Source organism: Candidatus Paceibacterota bacterium, from assembly GCA_035546035.1.
Taxonomy (GTDB): Bacteria; Patescibacteriota; Minisyncoccia; order Phycocordibacterales; family UBA6065; genus UBA6065.
On record DASZXC010000008.1, the window covers coordinates 205591 to 222800 of the forward strand.

The window sequence follows — 17210 nt, forward strand, 5'->3', positions numbered from 1 at the left end:
CCCGATACAGAGACCGGATTGGAGTCTCCGGTGTTTTTGATTCTGTTGCCAAGATGGTTTTCTCCATCTCCGTCACATCGTCTCAGGGCAATCCCTGGACGATGGCAACTCTGGTTCCCTTTGAAAGAGGGAAACTCAGCGGGCTCCCGTAAACCCCGATAACCCCGTTGCTGCGCCACTCCGTGAGGCCGTCATGTTCTTCAGACACATGAGGCAGATCCAGATCCGCCTTGATGGCCTCGTTCGAGTCCGCAACACGTGATTTCTTGGGGAGGGAACCCTTAAAGTCCTTTTGGGACTTGAATGACTTTTTCGTAACGATGATTTTGGTGGTCATAGGAATAAAAGAGTAAGTATTTATTCCCTTATTCCTATGACCGTCTTAAATTCAAAGAGCTGTACTTTATGAATCCGCGATATCGCTATCGTGAACTCAATGAAGTGGGGAATCTTGTTTAAGGATTCCCCAATTTGAGGGTGTTTAACCAGACCCTCAGTTAACTGGTGAACGGAAGACGAACTTCACCCACTTGAGCTCCGTTTTTAGGCGGTGGCTCTCGAAGTGGAGATGATCGGCAGTGAGACAGCAGGCGTAGCTCTTGTTCGGTGCATCGCCCTCAGAGCACACGGTCCAATACTCTCCCTCCTTGAGCTCTTCCTCTGGACGACATTCCGCACCCTTCTTCATATGCTCAGCGAGGCTGATCATATGAGAATAATGCGGGAGTCGCAGGAAGCTCGAGCTCGCGGCGATCTCTACAGCTTCGAACCAAGTCATTTTCATGGGCTCGGTCGGAAGCCACTGTTCACCCGGCTGAAGGCCGAGGTTCTTGTAGTAGAGCCTGTGCTTGACGATGATGTCCATCACCAGTTTCTGCGCATCAGTCCAACTGATGAAGAATCCTTCGCTTCGCACCGGCTCCGTGAGGAGCATCGCCTTGTCTCCGAGCGCAAGCCTGACTTTCGCGAGAAAGTCGCCTTGCGTCGCCTGCTTGAGGAGAGCGCTCGTCCAATCATTGCGACGGAGCGCCATCTCGAGTTCATGTCCCTGGCCTTGGCCCAATACGAACGTGTCATTCATGACGTGTTTTCCTGGTTTTGCAACGATGTACTTGCGTACGGTGTTGCGTTTTGCCTCTGGCCAACCGACGTGGTTTGCCATAGCTCCGAAACACCTGCATTAGGAGGCTCGGAGCTATGGCAAACGTGGGGCTTATCAAGGTTCTATTCTCATGCAATTATACACCATAATATGGCTCTCTGTCAAGCTCAATCGTGCAGGCACCTTTCGACTCTCCAAGAACTAGCCCTCAACCAAGCCACCCCATAGAAATACCCTTAAAAGCCCTAGTTTAAGCCCTTTTTGGGCCATCAAAATGGCTCTGTTGAGCTGTTGGCAACGGGGCTTCGCAAAGCCCTCCTTTCGAGCTAAGGTACATGACTGATATTCGCTTTCGGGGTATCATGGTCAATGACAATTTAATAGGAAAGCCTAACCTCTAGGAAAATCACGTTTTTCTAGAGCATGGTCAAAAAATCTCCCGCTAGAGATCAAAGGACTCCCAGTCAGAGTCGCTCTAGCGGGTCGTGTCTGGAAACGGATACGGGCGGGCCGAAAGGTTCGCCGCGATGGCTGGGAGCCCTTTGTTATTCGGTCTCTCAGTCACATTAAAAACCCGCTAGAAAATGGAAAATAATAAACAGTCTTCTGAGGTTAAGACTAAAAATATAACCTTCGGCCTCGTATTCGGTTGGATCCTCGGCGTCATCTTTGTCATCCTCGGCATCACGAACATCGCAATCCATCCCGTATCAGGCATTCTTTTTATCCTCACTGCTCTCATCGCTTTGCCTCCGATGAACAAACTTCTGAGGGATAAAGCGCACGTCAATCTCTCAAAGGGCCTTCGTGTCATCATCGTTCTCATACTCATGATCTCCGGCTTTGCCTTCATCGGGTCGAGCGCGGTGAAGGAAGCGGAGACGAATACTGTCGCTGATGCTTCGAATACAGCTCCTGCGCCCACTCCGGTTCCAACCATAAAAATATCCGCCGATAAGATCATGGATGACTACACCGCCAACGAAGTAGCCGCCGATGCCAAGTACAAGAACAACGTTGTCTCGGTCACGGGCATCGTCGACTCCATAGGCAAGGATATCGTTGATACACCATACATCGCTTTGAAAACCGGAGGACAGTATTCCATATCGGTCGTGCAGTGCATGTTCCCAAGATCAGCAGAATCAATTCTCGCTAATATCTCGAAGGGTGAATATATGACACTTCAGGGCAAGGTCACGGGCAAGCTCGGAAATATCATCTTGAGCGGCTGTTCTATCGCGAAGTAGCTAAAGGAAATATATCCTCGGAAGCACGGGTGCGTGCTCGGTGACGCTCTGGACGAGGATGGAGAAAGCGTCGACGAGATCGTCGTGCTTCTCGACCCCAAAGTGAACGATCTGCTGAATCAGTTCCTCCGCGCCCTCCTTGGGAAAGAGTATCTTTCCTGTCTTGATGAGATTCGCCGTGAGGGCAAGCCTTGATCTCTTGTCTTGGTTTCCTGGCCTTGTCGGAATGACGTTATGGAGACCCTCTTCCTTGAGCTGTTGTGGCAGAGCTTTCTGATATGCAACGTCTTCCACGATGAAGGTTGGCCTCTCATCGCTTGCCTTGGTATATGCCACGTCGAGAGCCTTGCAGAGGTCGACAGTCTCGGGGAAATTGAGTCTTCGATTGATGATTTTAGGTAGGATATAGATGCGATAGCCGCTATAGAGCTCGTAGAGCATGCCGGGAACCATGGCGGTGTAGTCGGCGGCGTCGCTTTTCGATATGGCAAGGTCGACACCGATACGGACTTCCATGTGGGTCATATACCCGCCGAAGCCCTTCTCGGGAGGCGGAATTACGTCATAGTATTGGATCCATTCGCGATGTATCGCTTGTTCTTCGTCAGCGACGATACGGAGAAGGTATTCGCGTTCCCATGCGAACTCGTTTCCGGCCTTTTTCTTTTCATCCTCTATATCCTCAAGAGACGCATACTTTCCAGGCCAGAGAATCTTCTCATTTTGAATCAAGGGATATTCGCGAAACGTACCCGTGAGCTTTCCACGGCCTATGTCTTCTTTCATCCTCATCAAAAGCGAATCCTCGTGGAGGAGGTTTCCGACGATGACAAGCCTCGTATCGCGATCTCCTGCGGGGATGACCTCGGCCGTGAGCCACTGATATGTCTTGCTTCGGCCTTCGCGGGTTTTGGTCGAGGCGAGATCCTCTATGTCGTCGCAGACGATTAGATCGGGGCGGTGCTGATTGTGACGGAGGCCACGAATCGATTGCTCGGTCGATACGGCCGTGATGCGGGCATCGAGTTGCGAGAATACCAAGGACGACGATCCCCATTGATCTGACTCTTCTTGAAATGGCCCAAGGTCATTCTTGAGGATGGTATTGTTTTCAAGTTCACGTCGAAGGTTCATCATATGCTGCTTGGCCTGGCTCTGGGTCTGACAGGCGATAAGCACAAATCTTTTTGACTGCTCGCCGAGAATGGCCCACAGAGGATACGAGGTCGTGAGGATGGTCGACTTGCCGCATCCTCGAAAAGCCACGATGAAGAGATTGCTGTTATCGCTTTTCTCGGTGAGCCTGAATATCTCCTCATGAAAAGGAGCCGTCCTGTATTTGACGTAGTGGGAGAGGTAGAAATGGAAGAAGTAATGGTGACTCTTCCTAGTGATTGCCGTCCTCACTTTTCTGTCCTTGAGCATCGCCTCCACCAATTGGGGCGGCATCGCTCTTTTCGGTTGTATCGTTTGGTTTTCCATTGTCGTTAATGTCGACCGCGACCGCTGTCTCTGTCTCGACCTCACCCGAAGCCAAGCGTAGAGCCTCTCGGACGAGGGCTTCTTGTTCGGGAGTGAGCTCTTCCTGGCGAGTAACGGCGGTTACTTCGAGCTTGTTTTTGTATTCAGGATGGTGGTGACGGAGCCACTGCATGATGGCCGTCATGTTCTTGTCCTTGATGGCCGATATGAGCTGGCTTTCGGCCAGGTCGTTCACCATGAGCTTGCCTTCGGCGAGGGCTTCAAGAGCGAGCTTCTCGAATTCCTTGTCCTCTTTGAGCCAGCGGTAGTAGGTCATGCGGGAAACGCCCGTCTTTTCGCAGGCGATTTGGATCACGGGCGTTTTTCTGAATTGCTCAAGCAATATCTCTTTGTTTTTGTCGGTCTTGTTCATATTTTTTCTGCTTTAAGGCTCGTCACATGCTCCCACCGTGCGATGATTGTTCTGCAATACTCCAAATCCTCTTCGACCATGAAGCATCTGCGCTTCGTTTGCTCACAAGCAATCAAAGTCGTACCCGATCCGCCAAATGGGTCGTATACGGCATCGCCAATCGAGGTTGAATTCATGATGAGGTGGGCCACGAGAGGCACTGGTTTCATCGTTGGATGGAGCGAACTGCTATTGGGCTTTGGATAGCAGAGGATGGATTTGTCCTTGCTTCGCCTGAACGCATGAGTGCCGTACCAACCGAAAAGAATAAGCTCGTGTTGAGGCATGTAGTCCTTGCGGCCGATGACCGCTTGGCTTTTGACCCAGATCACGAGCTGGGAGAAGAAGATGCCGACATCATCGAGAGCGTTTCGTAGAGTGAAGAGCATTTTGTCCGAGTTGAATATGTATATGCTGTTCTTTCGGGCGAGACGAGGTATGACGGGCAGAAGCCACTTCTTCGAGAATTCTCGGTACTCGCTCTCCGATGAGATATTGTCATTGAGGATTACTTTGTTTACTTTCGGCGTGCCGACGTTCGTCTTGTTCTCCGCATACGAGACGCCATATGGCGGATCGGTCACGATGGCCTGGATATTTGCACTCGAAAGGAAGCTCGTGACAAGCTTTTCGTCGCAGGCGTTGCCGCACAAAAGGCGGTGGTCGCCAAGCTTCCAGACTTGGCCCTGTTTAACTGATCTTTCGTGCTTTATTTCCAGTGAGTTTTTCATAACGGCGGATTATTAAATCAACGAATATCGGCTCGCGTTCGACCAAGTATGCTTTGCGCTTCAGCTGTTCGCAGGCGATGAGAAGGCTCCCTGAACCACCGAAGAGGTCAAGAACAACATCACCGGCTTTTGAGCACCTCCGGAGGGCTTTCTCATGCAGGGTCGGAGGCTTTTCCGTGGGGTGCTCATAGTCGGCCCCGCTTATGCGCTTGGCGAGCCAAATGTCGATCATGTCGAAGATATCGTCTATGGTGCGATTGCCCGTGCCGACTTCCTTGTTCATGATCTCCGAGAGGTTGAGCACTTTTTCGGAGATATATGGCTTGCCGATAGTTCCATACACGCACGGTTCATACTGCTTGTTGAATGCGATCTGAGGAGTCGGCGTCGAGTTGTTTTTCACCCAGAGACACACTCGCTTGTTCGCTATGCCAAGCTCTTGATACAGGGTTTGCAAGAGCCAGATGTACCGTTGGTCGCAGTATGTGAAGATGTGAGCGTTGGGCTTCGTGTGGGCGAGAGCGTTTCCGAGAGCAGATTTTAGAAACTTTTTGTACTCGACATCCGATTTTGAATCATCAACGTTGCCACCATACGATTTCTTGCCACCCATACCTTTGTCGTATGAGAGGCCGATGTTGTATGGAGGGTCGGTATCGATTACATCGACCTTGGTCGTGCTGAGGAGCTTTTTCAGGGTCTTTGGGTCACAGCTATCGGCACAGATGAGGCGATGCTCGCCGAGGGCGTATATATCACCGAGTTTCGCTTTCGGTTTCTTGATCTTTTCAAGCTCCTTATCAATGTCAAAGTCATCGTTCTCGATCGAGAGGTCGTCAAAAAGATGGGTGAGATCGGTGTCGTCAAAGCCGCTCGACAGGAGCGTACCTATGTCGAAGTCGGCGGCGAGTTTCTCCCAGTCCCAATCGCCGTGGACGCGGTTCGATGTGAGGAGATACTGGTCATATTCGCTTTTCGTGAGCTTCCTATTTGGCACGCGTACCTCGATTTTCTCATCGCCACGGCCGAGAAGCTTCAAAACCATGAGCCTCTGATGGCCTGCTATGACCTTGCCATCCGTGTCGATAACGGGGATCTCGACCACGTTAAACTTTGTGAGGCTCTTTTTGAGGTCATCTACCTGCTTTTCGCTCATCATTCTCGGGTTCTTGTTATTTGGGACAAGCTCCGAGATTGTGTGGCTCTCGGTATGCCAAATTAATTTGTTTTTCATATATTTCGAGATGCCTTTAGCGGCTTTCTCATAGATATATGGTCATTAATGACACTCAACATTTTTTCTTGTGGTGATGACAGAAAAAACGCCTTATTCAAGGCGACTTTTGGTGTCGATAAAAAATGAGTTAGCTCACTAGCTCCGATTAAATGACGTTTTCGTCGTCGAATGGGTGTTTATCGGCTTCTGAAATCAGGGAGAACTTGGGATAGTAGCCCTCGCTCTTGCGGTAAGGGTGGAAGGGATTCTCTGCTATGCCGAGGAAAGTCTTGAGCCGTTCTGAAGTTTCGTATTTCACATTGCGGCTATATCTCGCATCGAACTGAGATACAGGTAGACTGCCTCCGTTATCGGCTATGGCTCGGAGAAACTCCCATTTCGTATCCGGATTCTGAGTCTTTCGATCAAGGAACCCGACATCTTTATAGTCGAACTTAATAGTAGGCATGCCCGGATATTTCATCTTGACCGTATGTCCGTCGACGAACTTAATTTTGAGGCGTTCAAGCTTCGCTCCATTGGGCAAAGGATATGCCGCACGATTACGATTCTCCTTCGTCGTCCGCAGAAGGCCTGCGATGTCTTCCGCGAGGGCCTTTCGATCATCGGGATGAAGTCGTACGCTGACATTGTCGTTACGCATGACGATCGTATTTTGGCGAAAGACTACGGTATCGAATTTCGGCACGGCGAACGCTTTTGAAATATCCTGTACCATGGCTTGAATGCGCTGGATATTTTCTAGATACGGTCCCATCGTCTTACGGACGTTTTCTATGGTTTCGAGCACAGGAGCCATCGACTCGATGATAGGGGTTATGGATTCAAGCGCACTTTCTCTTTGTATAGCAAAGCGTTCGAGGCTTTCTCGGGCGTCTTTAATGACGGATAGCTCCATGTGAGGGAATTGCTCTGACATGGCCCTATTATAGCCCTATTTGCAAAAAAGGCCACTTTGGTGTATACTTGTTTATACCTATGCTTCAATATCTAAGCGACAAGGATAAAGAGGTCTATGTGCTCGTCCGTAACAGGATAGTCCACGGCCTTAAGACTCCCACTCTCGAAGAGATAAACAAAGTGACAGGTAAGTCGTCCCCACGATCGGCGGTTCTTGCGCTCGAAAGGCTCGAAAAGGCCGGTCTTCTGAGGAGGATGGGAGGAAAAATCCGACTTATGAGTCAGAGCTTAACTCCAAACGCTTCCATCTCTACCATTGAGGTACCGCTTGTCGGCACGATTGCCGCAGGTGCTCCGATCCTCGCAGAAGAGAATGTCGAAGCGATGATTCCCGTATCGACCGCTATAGCGAAACCTGGCTCGAAGTACTTCTTGCTTCGCGTCACGGGCACGTCGATGAACATGGCGAAAGTGAATGGGGTCAAAATCGACGAAGGTAGCATCGTCTTGGTCAGGCGACAGGAGACTGCGGATGATGGGGACATTGTAGTGGCGCTTATCGACGACAGCGCGACAGTCAAGGTCCTCGAACGAAAGAATGGCATGGTCATTCTTCGCCCAAAGTCTTCCGACCCGCACAAGCCGATCATATTAACAAATAATTGTATCGTTCAGGGGGTGGTAGTCGGAGTATTGCCGTCTGATCTCTATTAACAGCTATGAAAAATAACTATGCCTGAACGCCCAAGCATACCCGATCAGGTAAAGCTCAAGCTCTGGGCGCTTTCTGGTGCGCGTTGCGAGTTCCCGGGCTGTAACAAGTATGTCTGGCGAGACGGCCTTACCCTCAAAGACGATAATTTCGCTCACATGGCTCATATCATTGCGGCGAACCCTGGCGGTCCCCGTGGCGATGAGGTCGCTTCTCCAGAGTTAGCTACCGACTATGACAACCTTATGCTCCTATGCTTTGATCACTCGAAGCTCGTAGACGGCAAAAACAAATGCGATTACACCATCGAGTATCTGCGAGAATACAAACGATCTCATGAGGACAGAATTCGCCGTCAGACAGAGCTGTCGCCAGAGATGACGACCACGGTCTTGAGATTCTCAGCGAATATCGGTGATCGTCCTGTGGAGGTTTCCACAAAACAAGCTTATCAGGCGATACTGCCACGTTATCCCGCAGATGACCGCGGCATAGCCCTCGATTTCACTAACCGCCCAGGCCGAGGCAAGGCGGACTTTTGGACGTCTTTCGCGTCGGAGATAAGCGAACGAGTCGAGAAAGAGCTAAGGGCGGGCAACGACCGTTCTCGGCCAAGTCATATCTCCGTATTCGCACTTGGTCCTATTCCTCTGCTTGTCCACTTGGGCAATGCCATAGGTAATACCATCTCCGCCGATCTGTATCAGCGACACCGCGATACTGAGAACTGGACATGGAAGAATGAGGCTCAAGATGATCTCGCCTATGAGGTCAAGGAAACGAAAGGAGAAACTGGAGGCGATATAGCCGTGGTCTTGTCCCTGAGCGGTAAGATCCATTACGATGAGGTGTATAAGCTCTTTGCTAAAAAACCTCATCTCTATGAGATAACCATTGCCACTCCTGCGCCTGGCTTCCTTGCCTCAAGACCGAAGCTCGAAAAGTTTCGATTGGCCTATCGTGAGCTTCTCACCAAAATCAGGACTCTTCACGGCGGAGGAACAGTAATTCATCTCTTTCCGGCTATTCCCGCGCCGATTGCGGTCGTCTGCGGACGAGAGATACTGCCGAAGTCAGACCCGAAAATGACGGTCTACGATCACGAAAACGCTCAAGGTGGATTTATTCCGATTCTAACAATTAATTAACATGGATATACAAAAATTTCTTAACAGCCTGCTTGCCTCGCAAGATCTGCTCATCGAGCAGGAAAACTCGCTTCAGACGCACAAAAAAGAGGTGACCGATTTCCTTGTCGCTGAATTTGGCAATAAGCCCAAGATCAAATACGCGGGGTCCCGAGAGAAAGGCACAATGATCCGCGACAGCTACGACCTCGACATCGTGTGCTACTTCCCGAGCACCGATACACGAAGTCTCAAGGAAATCCGTCAGGAGGTGTCGGATCATTTGAGCCAACGCTACGTCATGCAGGACAAGGCATCAGCTGAGAGGATAACCAATCTCAAAGGTGCTAAGACGCCTGAGAGCTATCACATAGACGTTGTGCCGGGCCGATTCATAGAGGGTAGCAACGATGTATTCATCCATGTCGCCTATGGAGACAAGGAGCGCATGCAGACGAATCTCAAGACGCATATCGACCATATTGCCAAGAGCGGATGCGTGCCAGTAATCAGGCTCGTAAAACTCTGGAGTGTCCGAAATAACGTATCAATCAAGACCTTCATTCTCGAGCTCTTCGTTGTCGAGGTACTCAAAGGTAGTCAGAACAAGGGCGATCTTCGTAGCGGCTTCATCAAAGTCATGGAAGCTCTCCGAGATAATTTTGGATCAATGCAACTTGTTGATCCTGCAAACTCGAACAACGTCGTTTCAAGGACGATAGATTCATCCCAGCGTGTCATGGTTTCTCACGTCGCGGATGAGACACTCTCTAAAATAGAGGATTCCACTAATCTCTCTGATTGGAGGGCGGTATTTCATGAGGAAAATGATCGAGGTACTACCGCTTCACGCTCATATACTCCAGATGCTGGCCCGACTATCATCAACAATCCTTCAAAACCATGGGCGTGGTAGACGGTAGTGTGACGCGGTACGTTTTCACACCAGAAGAGATAGCAGAAATCGGGCAAAGGTATGGCCTTGAGCTCATCACACCAAGTGTTTGGAAAGGAACGCTCAACATCTATGCCTCGTATAACGGCCTGCCGCTGAAGGATAAGTTCGAGATAAAAATCGGGATACCTTTTAACTATCCGAATTCGACTCCAGTTATGTCGGAAGTGGGAGGCCGTACTGCGACCATAATTAAAAAGTATAAGATCAAGGATCCGCGCGATCTCCACTTCAACATCGGTAGCGAGACGGCCTGTCTCTGTGTGCGCCAAGAGGAAAAGAAAAAGTTTCCGCCAGGCTCGTCACTATCGGTCTTCATAGAGAATCTCGTGATTCCGTATCTTTACGGCCTGAGTCATTTCGATATGTATCGAAAATGGCCATGGGGAGAAAGGTCGCATGGTGTCCTCGGCATGCTTGAGTTTTATGGAGAAAATCCCGACAAACAGACAGAGGAAAGTATGAGGGAAATTACCGCCGCTTTACGACCAGAGAAAAATTGGAAGGAATACGATAAACAGCTACGAAATCCTCGTCCGCATGGTCGGTGTGTTTGTGGTAAAGATAAATCATTTGAGAAATGTCATTTCGCGGCTTTTCAGGGTGTAGTCTGCTTCAACGAAGACCTCAAACGTCTAGGCATCACCACCGCAAAACTGTTTCAGTCACGACCCTAACTGCGTTTCGCAATATCTTTCCCAAGCGGCCCCTCGACGAGCTCCTCAACCGTTTTCACAAGATCGCTCCACGGCATGATCCCTCGGTACCACATGAGCAGATTGTCCGTCCTGTAGTGGAGTAGGTGCATGAACTTGGCCCACGTGAAGCCTTGCGCTTTGAGTTTGTCTTTCCACGAGTCCCAAAAGTACTTGGGCATCTGATTCATATGCCACACGACCATCGATTCCCAGTTAACGCCTGGATCCGCGCCTAATGAAGCGTGAACGGCTTTCATCTGCTGTTTGATGGCCTTGGGTTCGGGGAGGGTAGCTAGTTTCATACCCCTAATATATACCCTATGATAAAGCTGTCAACAGAGCCAATGTTACAGTCCAAAAAGGCCTTTATGCTGTAACATTTGTAACATTCCTGTGAATGAGACATGATCCGAACTAGCCCTTTCCGTGTCTCATTTGTCTCATTCACAAAATTCGACCCCGACCCACGTACCTCATTTCCGCCTGCCGAAAAATGCTATTATGCCCTTACGGGGTCTTACCTCATGGGTACTTAACCCGACTACACCGCATAGTGAATAAGGTATCGGACAAACCCACGTACCTAAAATTAGGCAAACAAAAAATCCCAAATATGGGATTTTTTGTTACTGAGCGAGAGCCAGGGTTTTGTCTTTGTAAATTATTCTCGACTTCAAGCTACCCAATAATTCTCGTTTCTCTATAATCGAACCCTCTTTCAGAATATATTTTGCATAATTTTTAATATCAGTCTCGGTATTATTTTTGACTTTATCTTGGCTTCCTAAGACCGATCTTTGGAAGATGTTGAATCGGCTGATTTCTTCCTCGAGTTTTCGTCTCATACCAAGTTCGTTTATATCAAGAAGATCTATTATCTTCAGGAGCCCGGAAATTAGCTCCTCCTCTCGTATATAAGTATTCTTGCAATTGCGATCTCGCGCTCTGCTGCAACCATAGTAGACATAGCGATGAGAACCGCCATTTTTACGCTCCTTCCATTTCTCTTCGGCAGACACTCCTGAACCGCAATGACCGCAGCTGAATAATTTTGTGAAAGCGAACTCTTTGTTTTCACGGACAATCTTATCTCTGGTCAGCTGAGCCTGCGCTTTATCGAAGAGCTCTTTTGATATCAGGGGAGCGTGTTTGCCCGTATACCAATTGCCGCTGTTCTTCGGACGCTCGAAGACTCCGTAATAGAAAGGGTTGTCGAGTGTGCGATAGATGCCGCTCAGGGTGAACGGCTTGTTGCCTCGGGTGTGGAAGTTTAATTCAAATTTCAGCCAGTTGTAGAGCTTCATCCCGCTCCAGTTTTCATACGCGACTTTTTCGAACATCTGTTTGATGATTGGCGCTCTGATCGGATCAGGTACAACCTGACACTTTTTATCCATCATGTACTGGTTGAGATATCCGAGGGGAGCTAAGCCTGCCCATAATCCCATCTCCGCTCGAGTTCTGAGTCCGCGCTTCACATTCAGACCTCGATTATCGTTCTCAAGCTTTGCCTGTGATCCCAAGATCATGAGGAGGAATTTGTCACTCGGACTATTCGTGAATCGTTGCCCGAACGTTTGGATTTCTTTGAGTTTTCCTGAATCGAGGAGATCGACAACCTTTCCCAGGTCTCCTGCGTTCCTCGAGATTCGATCTGGAGCCCATGTCAGGATGCTGTTGAATTTCCCTTTACCGATATCATCGATAATCTCATTGAAGATCGGCCGTTGACCTGTCTCTTTGGCGGAATGCGACTCACGCTTTATTTCTACGACTTCGAGATTATCGCGCGAGGCGAGCTCCAGCATCTCTTTAATCTGCGAATCTATGGAAAGCACCTGTCTTTCCTCGGATTCGGTGCTTTTACGCGCGTAAAGGCAGTATTTTGCCTTTATAGGGGCTTGTAAGGGCTTGATAATGACTCCGGCTGGGGCTTGGGCTATATTGCTCATATAGCAATCAATGCCGCATCCCGCCCAAAGAGGCTAGTTGGTAACTAATTCCGAGAGATGTTTAATCTTTTGTTAAGATTGCTACGCAAAAACATGAAAGAAGAGTGGTATACAAATCATATAAAACAGATCAGGGTAATCGCGGACGCTCGTTATACTCCTGAGTTAAACGTAGATCTTCCAATCTCTGATAGATATTCAACAGGGTTACAGAGATTGGTTACGACCCAAAATTGCATGGTGAATTCGATTCCAATGTAAATTATTACGATAGAAGTGGTAGATCGGAACATAAGGCAGAGAGAATAGGTAAAAAATATCAGTGGATCGCCTATCATGAGTTTATGGCGCTTGTGTCTGACCATTTTGAGTTCAGTGGCAGACGCTGGGGAGCAACCTCTGAACACTACAAAGGTCCGTGGACGCCTCGGATAAGAGATATTGATCCTTCTTTCATCATGCAAAATGATCGAACTAATCAGAAAGTTGCAACGTTTGAAAATTGGAAGAGCAAATCTGGCAAGTACAATGCTTGGAATTTGTCACTAGACGACAAAAGTTGGTTGGAGGTAAAAGATGATCTACTCGATCCTAAAAATATAATAGAAATCGCAGATGATGCGGGTAATAAGTGGCTAACTCTACAAGGAATATTCGTTTGGCAGGCAGAAACTGCTCCGGAGCATAAAAAATACGATATACCGACGCGAGAGGTCTTCTATATCCTCAAAAGTTTCATTATCAGAAAAAGTGACTATGAAAAAACACTATCCTGGCTTAATGCCAAGGGCTTCGGCAACTGGTTGCCAGAGTCTCACCAGTTCTACGAGACATTTATTGGTGAATACCCTAATTCTTTTGCCTTCGATGATTTAAGAGGCGACTATAATATTTGGAGGAAAGCAAATGATAAGCTTGATGTACCGCTCGTCGTTACTGACGATGCTTATCTAAATGAATTCACGCTCGACTGTTCGCATGAAGGGGCTGTATCTGTAAGAATGCCCTCAAAGTTTATAGTAAATGAGATGCAATTGGTGCAGAAAAATCTCGACGGTATTTTTTCTGACAAAGATAATAAGATCATTTCCTATACGACTAACGTTTTCAAGGAATCTTTTCCGTCTGCGCTTCTAATAGATAAAAAGGCGCTCTTAAAGTTTCTTGATGATGCCGGATACAAAATATTTTGGACGCTTCTCGGAGAAAAACAGATAATAGGAGGATCGTTAGCGGGAAGAGATTTCAAAGGGAGGTTAGATATTACGGGTACGTATGGTTTTCCTGACGACTCCAAATTAAAAGGATCAATGGATACTAGATTTACCTCTTAAACACTAAGTCTTTGGAGGTATTACACAATCTTTTGTATCTAAGCTAAGGTACTGACTGGTATCTCTTTTTGGGATATCATGTAGTTACAACTGAATAAAAAAGTAGCCTAAACCCTCGAGAAATCGGCGGCATGGCGAAGGAAATCCGATTAAGTATAAAAAGGCCCCCATCAGGGCTACTTAATCGGTCATATCAGGAAACTGGTATGGATAGCCTTCGGGCTATCACCTGGTGTGGGGCTTTTTGTATTCAAAGAGCCTTCCGGGATTACCAGTTAGCAGGCTCTTATATGTTTTTCTTTATTTGGTTAGGGTTGTCTATGTTGGTGGGCGCGTATGCGAGCAACAGAAAAACTGCGGGAGGATTCTTCCTTGGATTTTTTGTCTCCATGGTTTTTTCTCCTCTTGTTGGTTTTGTGGCGGTAGCAGTCTCTAAGCCTAGTCAGAGCAGGGTCGAGGCGGGAATGAAGAAATGTATCCATTGCGCCGAGCTTGTTAAGAAGGAGGCGATCAAGTGCAGGTACTGCGGGGCGGATCTTCCAGTTCAAGAGGAATCTAAGGAGATTGTTGAACCTAAGACAGAGAAGAGTCCGGAGGAGAAGAAATCAGATAGAATCGCGGCCATTTCAGTGACGGGGTTTATACTGGTTCTTATTCTCATCTTCTATCTTCTGACGAAGTTCCGCTAGCTTGGCGTCTCGGTAGGGTTTGCTCGCAATGAGTTCTTGAAGATCCTTCTCTCGCTGTTCCATAAGAGCCTTCTGGATATTCAGTGAGAGGGTGTTTATATCTACATGACCTTGCATTGCATTGTGGAAGTCGAGCTTCTCTAGTAATTCTTTCTCACGAGGTGTTGTCCCATAGTCATTCGGCATGTATTTCTGCATGAACCATCGGGTTATCATCTTGTCGCCCTCGATCAGAAAGTTACGTACGTTCTCGGTTGCTATCGTAGTGGTTTCTTTTGCGGGATCTACTGTTTGATGGGGTTTTACTTCTTTCGCCTTCATATATCTTGGGTCGTTATGACTGAGCCAGAACGATATGGCGGGCATCTTTCTCTCTCGGATAAGGGAGATGATTTGCGACTCGCACATATCGTTCATGAAGCGTCGGCTGTATTCGCCAGCCTCATCTGCCATCTTCTTGAACCTCTTGTCGGAGTGATACCAACGGTAAAAGGTCGCACGGGATATACCCGCTTTCTTGCACGCGACCTCTATTACGGGTGTCTCGCGGAGCTTCTCGAGAAGGAAAGTCTTCTCTTTTCTCTGGCGAGCCGCGATAGAGGCTCTGCGATGCTTTATTGAATCTTCGTGGCCTTGAGTCCCGTTAGATTCTCCCATCGTTTTTTAATTACTTCTGCGTAGACGGGCGACTTTTCCATGAGGAAGCATCGGCGCTTGAGTCGTGTCGAGGCTATAAGCGTCGATCCGCTTCCTCCGAAGGGCTCGAGGACGAGCTGGCCACGCTTCGTGAGAACTTTGATGTACGGGATCAGTATCTCGACAGGCTTCGTGCCGAAGATGATGCTCTGGCCGGACGATTTCTCGTCCGAAGCAACGCATTCGATGAAGTCGGTCGGGCAGTACTTGTTGCCTTTACCGTACGCCTCCCATTGAGGCTTGCCTTGGATGGCGAAGAGGGCGGTCTGATACTCGTTCTCGAGAAGCGAATCGTCCTCTGGCTCGAGATTGAGTCCAGAATGCTCCTCGCTCGTCCCGACCATGGCTATGTCGTGCTTGGAGAAGAACTTGAGCTTGCCCGCATAGCCCTGATTCCTGTTGGGGAGGTGCCAGACGAGCATGTTCCTGACCTTCCAATGCTTGGCTAGCTCGGACCATATGACGGGAATGTTCTTCCAGTTCTCGTAGACGATGATCGAGAAGTTCTCGGCCTGTACTTTAGCGACGTTTCCCATCCAGAGCTCGGTGAAATCGTCGGGAATGGACTCGGTCTCGAGGTACCTACGGTTCTTCTTGGTTCCGAAGCCCGTTGTGGCCTCGCCGTTCTTTCCTTTGCCGTGCAGGTAGTCGAGGATGTACGGTGGATCGGTCATGACCATGTCTATCTTCTCGTCTCCGCAGAGCTTCAGCATGTCGGCCTCGATAGTCGAGTCGCCGCACATAAGCTTTGAGCCGTCCAGATCGTAGACGTCGCCCTTCTTTATCTCGATGTTGTTTATATCGAGCTTCTCCAGCTCCTTCTGTAGGTCGAAGATCTCTTCTTTCTCGTCCTCACCGAAGATATTGTCGATCTCCTCTGACGAGAAGCCGACGTCTTGAAGGAAGATCTCGTCGAAATGCTCTTGAAGGAGTTCGAAGTCGAATTCGCCGACAGCTTTGTTCAAGCGGAGGGAGATCTCTCGCTCCTTGTCGAGATCGGTAATGTTAACGGAGACGACGGGGACGGTCTCAAAGCCCAGCTCCTTCATCATCTCCCATTTGAATACGCCGCCAAGGATGACGTTCTCTCGGCTTGGGGCATTGTTGCAGAGCAGTGGATTGAGGCATCCGAACTTCCTCAGCGACTCCTTGAGCTGTTCGGCTACCTCGGTCGAATGCTTGCGGACGTAATACTCAGGCACTTTCAAGACGCTCGATGGAACATGGTCTACCTTCATGGTTTCTATAGACATATTTTTACTGGCTTAACCGACGTGATAAGAGGTCATATGTGTTTGATGAATCCTTTTACAATTTAGGTGGTACAGCTAAGGTGAGACCCCTCTCGATTTCGGCGTATGCGCATATGCCGATCCTTAACCTCGCATATTAAGTATAGCGGGGAGGGGTCGAATTTGTTCTTTCCCTCGGAAGGAGTAGAGTGTGTGGGCAAATAAGGCCCATGGCACCTACGTGTGTCTCATTTGTCTCATTTACCATCCCGTGAACGCAACCAGCACTGATTTCGCAAAGACTTTTCCAAGAGACGTCGCCAAAATGATGATCGATGCTTTTGCGTCGGGTACTAAAATGGCCGCCGAGATGATCTGGGGAGTGGTACGTGAACTTCTTGCTCAACACTGGCTCGCTGTAATCGGTATCGTTCTCTTGATTTTGTTCATGGCTTTTGCTGAATACCTCTTCACAGGCCGCTGGAAGATGCTTGGTCAGGTCCTCTATAGGATTATCAACTGGGGATCGTTGCTAGCCATAGTATCTATATTCGGTCTCGGCATATTCACGAGCGATTGGGCCGATATCTATCTCGCTCTCGTGGGTATAGCTAGCTATTTATTCGTGGGGTGGCTGTTGCGCCGCGTTGGTATTCGATAAA

Annotated in this window: 19 protein-coding genes; 8 read left to right on the forward strand and 11 right to left on the reverse strand. The window is 48.7% G+C overall.

Annotated features, from left to right (window positions below; all coding sequences use genetic code 11):
- Window positions 1–82 precede the first annotated feature (82 nt).
- Window positions 83–337: a hypothetical protein gene (locus VHE10_02510; GenBank protein ID HVU06635.1), complete on the reverse strand. Its 255-nt coding sequence runs from the start codon at window positions 335–337 to the stop codon at window positions 83–85.
- Between the two features lie 156 nt (window positions 338–493).
- The gene (locus tag VHE10_02515; GenBank protein HVU06636.1) at window positions 494–1081 is read right to left on the reverse strand and encodes a hypothetical protein; all 588 of its coding nucleotides are present in this window, start codon (window positions 1079–1081) and stop codon (window positions 494–496) included.
- Between the two features lie 605 nt (window positions 1082–1686).
- Here VHE10_02515 and VHE10_02520 point away from each other — a divergent pair.
- Window positions 1687–2352 (forward strand): hypothetical protein, encoded by a 666-nt coding sequence (locus VHE10_02520; protein ID HVU06637.1) that lies wholly within the window; start codon window positions 1687–1689, stop codon window positions 2350–2352.
- On the opposite strand, the gene VHE10_02525 is transcribed toward VHE10_02520, so the two are convergent.
- The 5 genes from VHE10_02525 to VHE10_02545 all read right to left on the reverse strand — a co-directional run bounded on the left by VHE10_02525 (window position 2353) and on the right by VHE10_02545 (window position 7172).
- On the reverse strand, window positions 2353–3801 hold the full coding sequence (locus tag VHE10_02525; protein ID HVU06638.1) for a hypothetical protein: 1449 nt from the start codon (window positions 3799–3801) through the stop codon (window positions 2353–2355).
- Window positions 3740–4246 carry a hypothetical protein gene (locus VHE10_02530; protein ID HVU06639.1) on the reverse strand — a complete coding sequence of 169 codons (507 nt, stop codon included), beginning with the start codon at window positions 4244–4246 and terminating at the stop codon, window positions 3740–3742. The genes VHE10_02525 and VHE10_02530 overlap by 62 nt, the downstream gene beginning before the upstream one ends.
- Window positions 4243–5016, reverse strand: coding sequence for a site-specific DNA-methyltransferase (locus VHE10_02535; protein HVU06640.1), 774 nt, complete (start codon window positions 5014–5016; stop codon window positions 4243–4245). The genes VHE10_02530 and VHE10_02535 overlap by 4 nt, the downstream gene beginning before the upstream one ends.
- Complete coding sequence (locus tag VHE10_02540; GenBank protein HVU06641.1) at window positions 4976–6250, reverse strand: DNA modification methylase; 1275 nt, start codon at window positions 6248–6250, stop codon at window positions 4976–4978. The genes VHE10_02535 and VHE10_02540 overlap by 41 nt, the downstream gene beginning before the upstream one ends.
- Window positions 6251–6398: 148 nt before the next feature.
- Window positions 6399–7172: a hypothetical protein gene (locus tag VHE10_02545; GenBank protein HVU06642.1), complete on the reverse strand. Its 774-nt coding sequence runs from the start codon at window positions 7170–7172 to the stop codon at window positions 6399–6401.
- A 59-nt stretch (window positions 7173–7231) separates the two neighbouring features.
- On the opposite strand from VHE10_02545, the gene lexA reads away from it, so the two are divergent.
- From lexA to VHE10_02565, 4 genes are read left to right on the forward strand one after another with little or no spacing between them, the layout of a single operon-like run.
- The gene (lexA, locus tag VHE10_02550; protein ID HVU06643.1) at window positions 7232–7867 is read left to right on the forward strand and encodes a transcriptional repressor LexA; all 636 of its coding nucleotides are present in this window, start codon (window positions 7232–7234) and stop codon (window positions 7865–7867) included.
- 18 nt (window positions 7868–7885) lie between these two features.
- Window positions 7886–9013, forward strand: coding sequence for an SAVED domain-containing protein (locus VHE10_02555; protein HVU06644.1), 1128 nt, complete (start codon window positions 7886–7888; stop codon window positions 9011–9013).
- Window position 9014: 1 nt separating this feature from the next.
- Window positions 9015–9908 (forward strand): hypothetical protein, encoded by an 894-nt coding sequence (locus VHE10_02560; protein ID HVU06645.1) that lies wholly within the window; start codon window positions 9015–9017, stop codon window positions 9906–9908.
- A complete protein-coding gene (locus tag VHE10_02565) occupies window positions 9896–10624 on the forward strand; it encodes a hypothetical protein (protein ID HVU06646.1) in 729 nt (242 codons plus the stop codon). The genes VHE10_02560 and VHE10_02565 overlap by 13 nt, the downstream gene beginning before the upstream one ends.
- On the opposite strand, the gene VHE10_02570 is transcribed toward VHE10_02565, so the two are convergent.
- Together VHE10_02570 and VHE10_02575 are read right to left on the reverse strand one after the other, a co-directional pair.
- A complete protein-coding gene (locus VHE10_02570) occupies window positions 10621–10947 on the reverse strand; it encodes a hypothetical protein (protein ID HVU06647.1) in 327 nt (108 codons plus the stop codon). The two genes, VHE10_02565 and VHE10_02570, sit on opposite strands and share 4 nt — an antisense overlap.
- A gap of 324 nt (window positions 10948–11271) precedes the next feature.
- Window positions 11272–12597, reverse strand: coding sequence for a recombinase family protein (locus VHE10_02575; protein ID HVU06648.1), 1326 nt, complete (start codon window positions 12595–12597; stop codon window positions 11272–11274).
- A gap of 344 nt (window positions 12598–12941) precedes the next feature.
- Here VHE10_02575 and VHE10_02580 point away from each other — a divergent pair, with 344 nt between their 5' ends.
- Entirely contained in the window at window positions 12942–13931 is a 990-nt protein-coding gene (locus VHE10_02580) for a hypothetical protein (GenBank protein ID HVU06649.1), read from the forward strand.
- A gap of 131 nt (window positions 13932–14062) precedes the next feature.
- The gene (locus VHE10_02585) at window positions 14063–14620 is read left to right on the forward strand and encodes a hypothetical protein (GenBank protein HVU06650.1); all 558 of its coding nucleotides are present in this window, start codon (window positions 14063–14065) and stop codon (window positions 14618–14620) included.
- Here VHE10_02585 and VHE10_02590 read toward each other — a convergent pair.
- Window positions 14558–15277, reverse strand: coding sequence for a hypothetical protein (locus VHE10_02590; protein HVU06651.1), 720 nt, complete (start codon window positions 15275–15277; stop codon window positions 14558–14560). The genes VHE10_02585 and VHE10_02590 overlap by 63 nt on opposite strands.
- Complete coding sequence (locus tag VHE10_02595) at window positions 15235–16569, reverse strand: DNA methyltransferase (GenBank protein HVU06652.1); 1335 nt, start codon at window positions 16567–16569, stop codon at window positions 15235–15237. The genes VHE10_02590 and VHE10_02595 overlap by 43 nt, the downstream gene beginning before the upstream one ends.
- A 250-nt stretch (window positions 16570–16819) precedes the next feature.
- Between VHE10_02595 and VHE10_02600 the strand changes: the two genes are divergently transcribed.
- The gene (locus tag VHE10_02600; GenBank protein ID HVU06653.1) at window positions 16820–17209 is read left to right on the forward strand and encodes a hypothetical protein; all 390 of its coding nucleotides are present in this window, start codon (window positions 16820–16822) and stop codon (window positions 17207–17209) included.
- The last annotated feature ends 1 nt before the right edge of the window (window position 17210 follow it).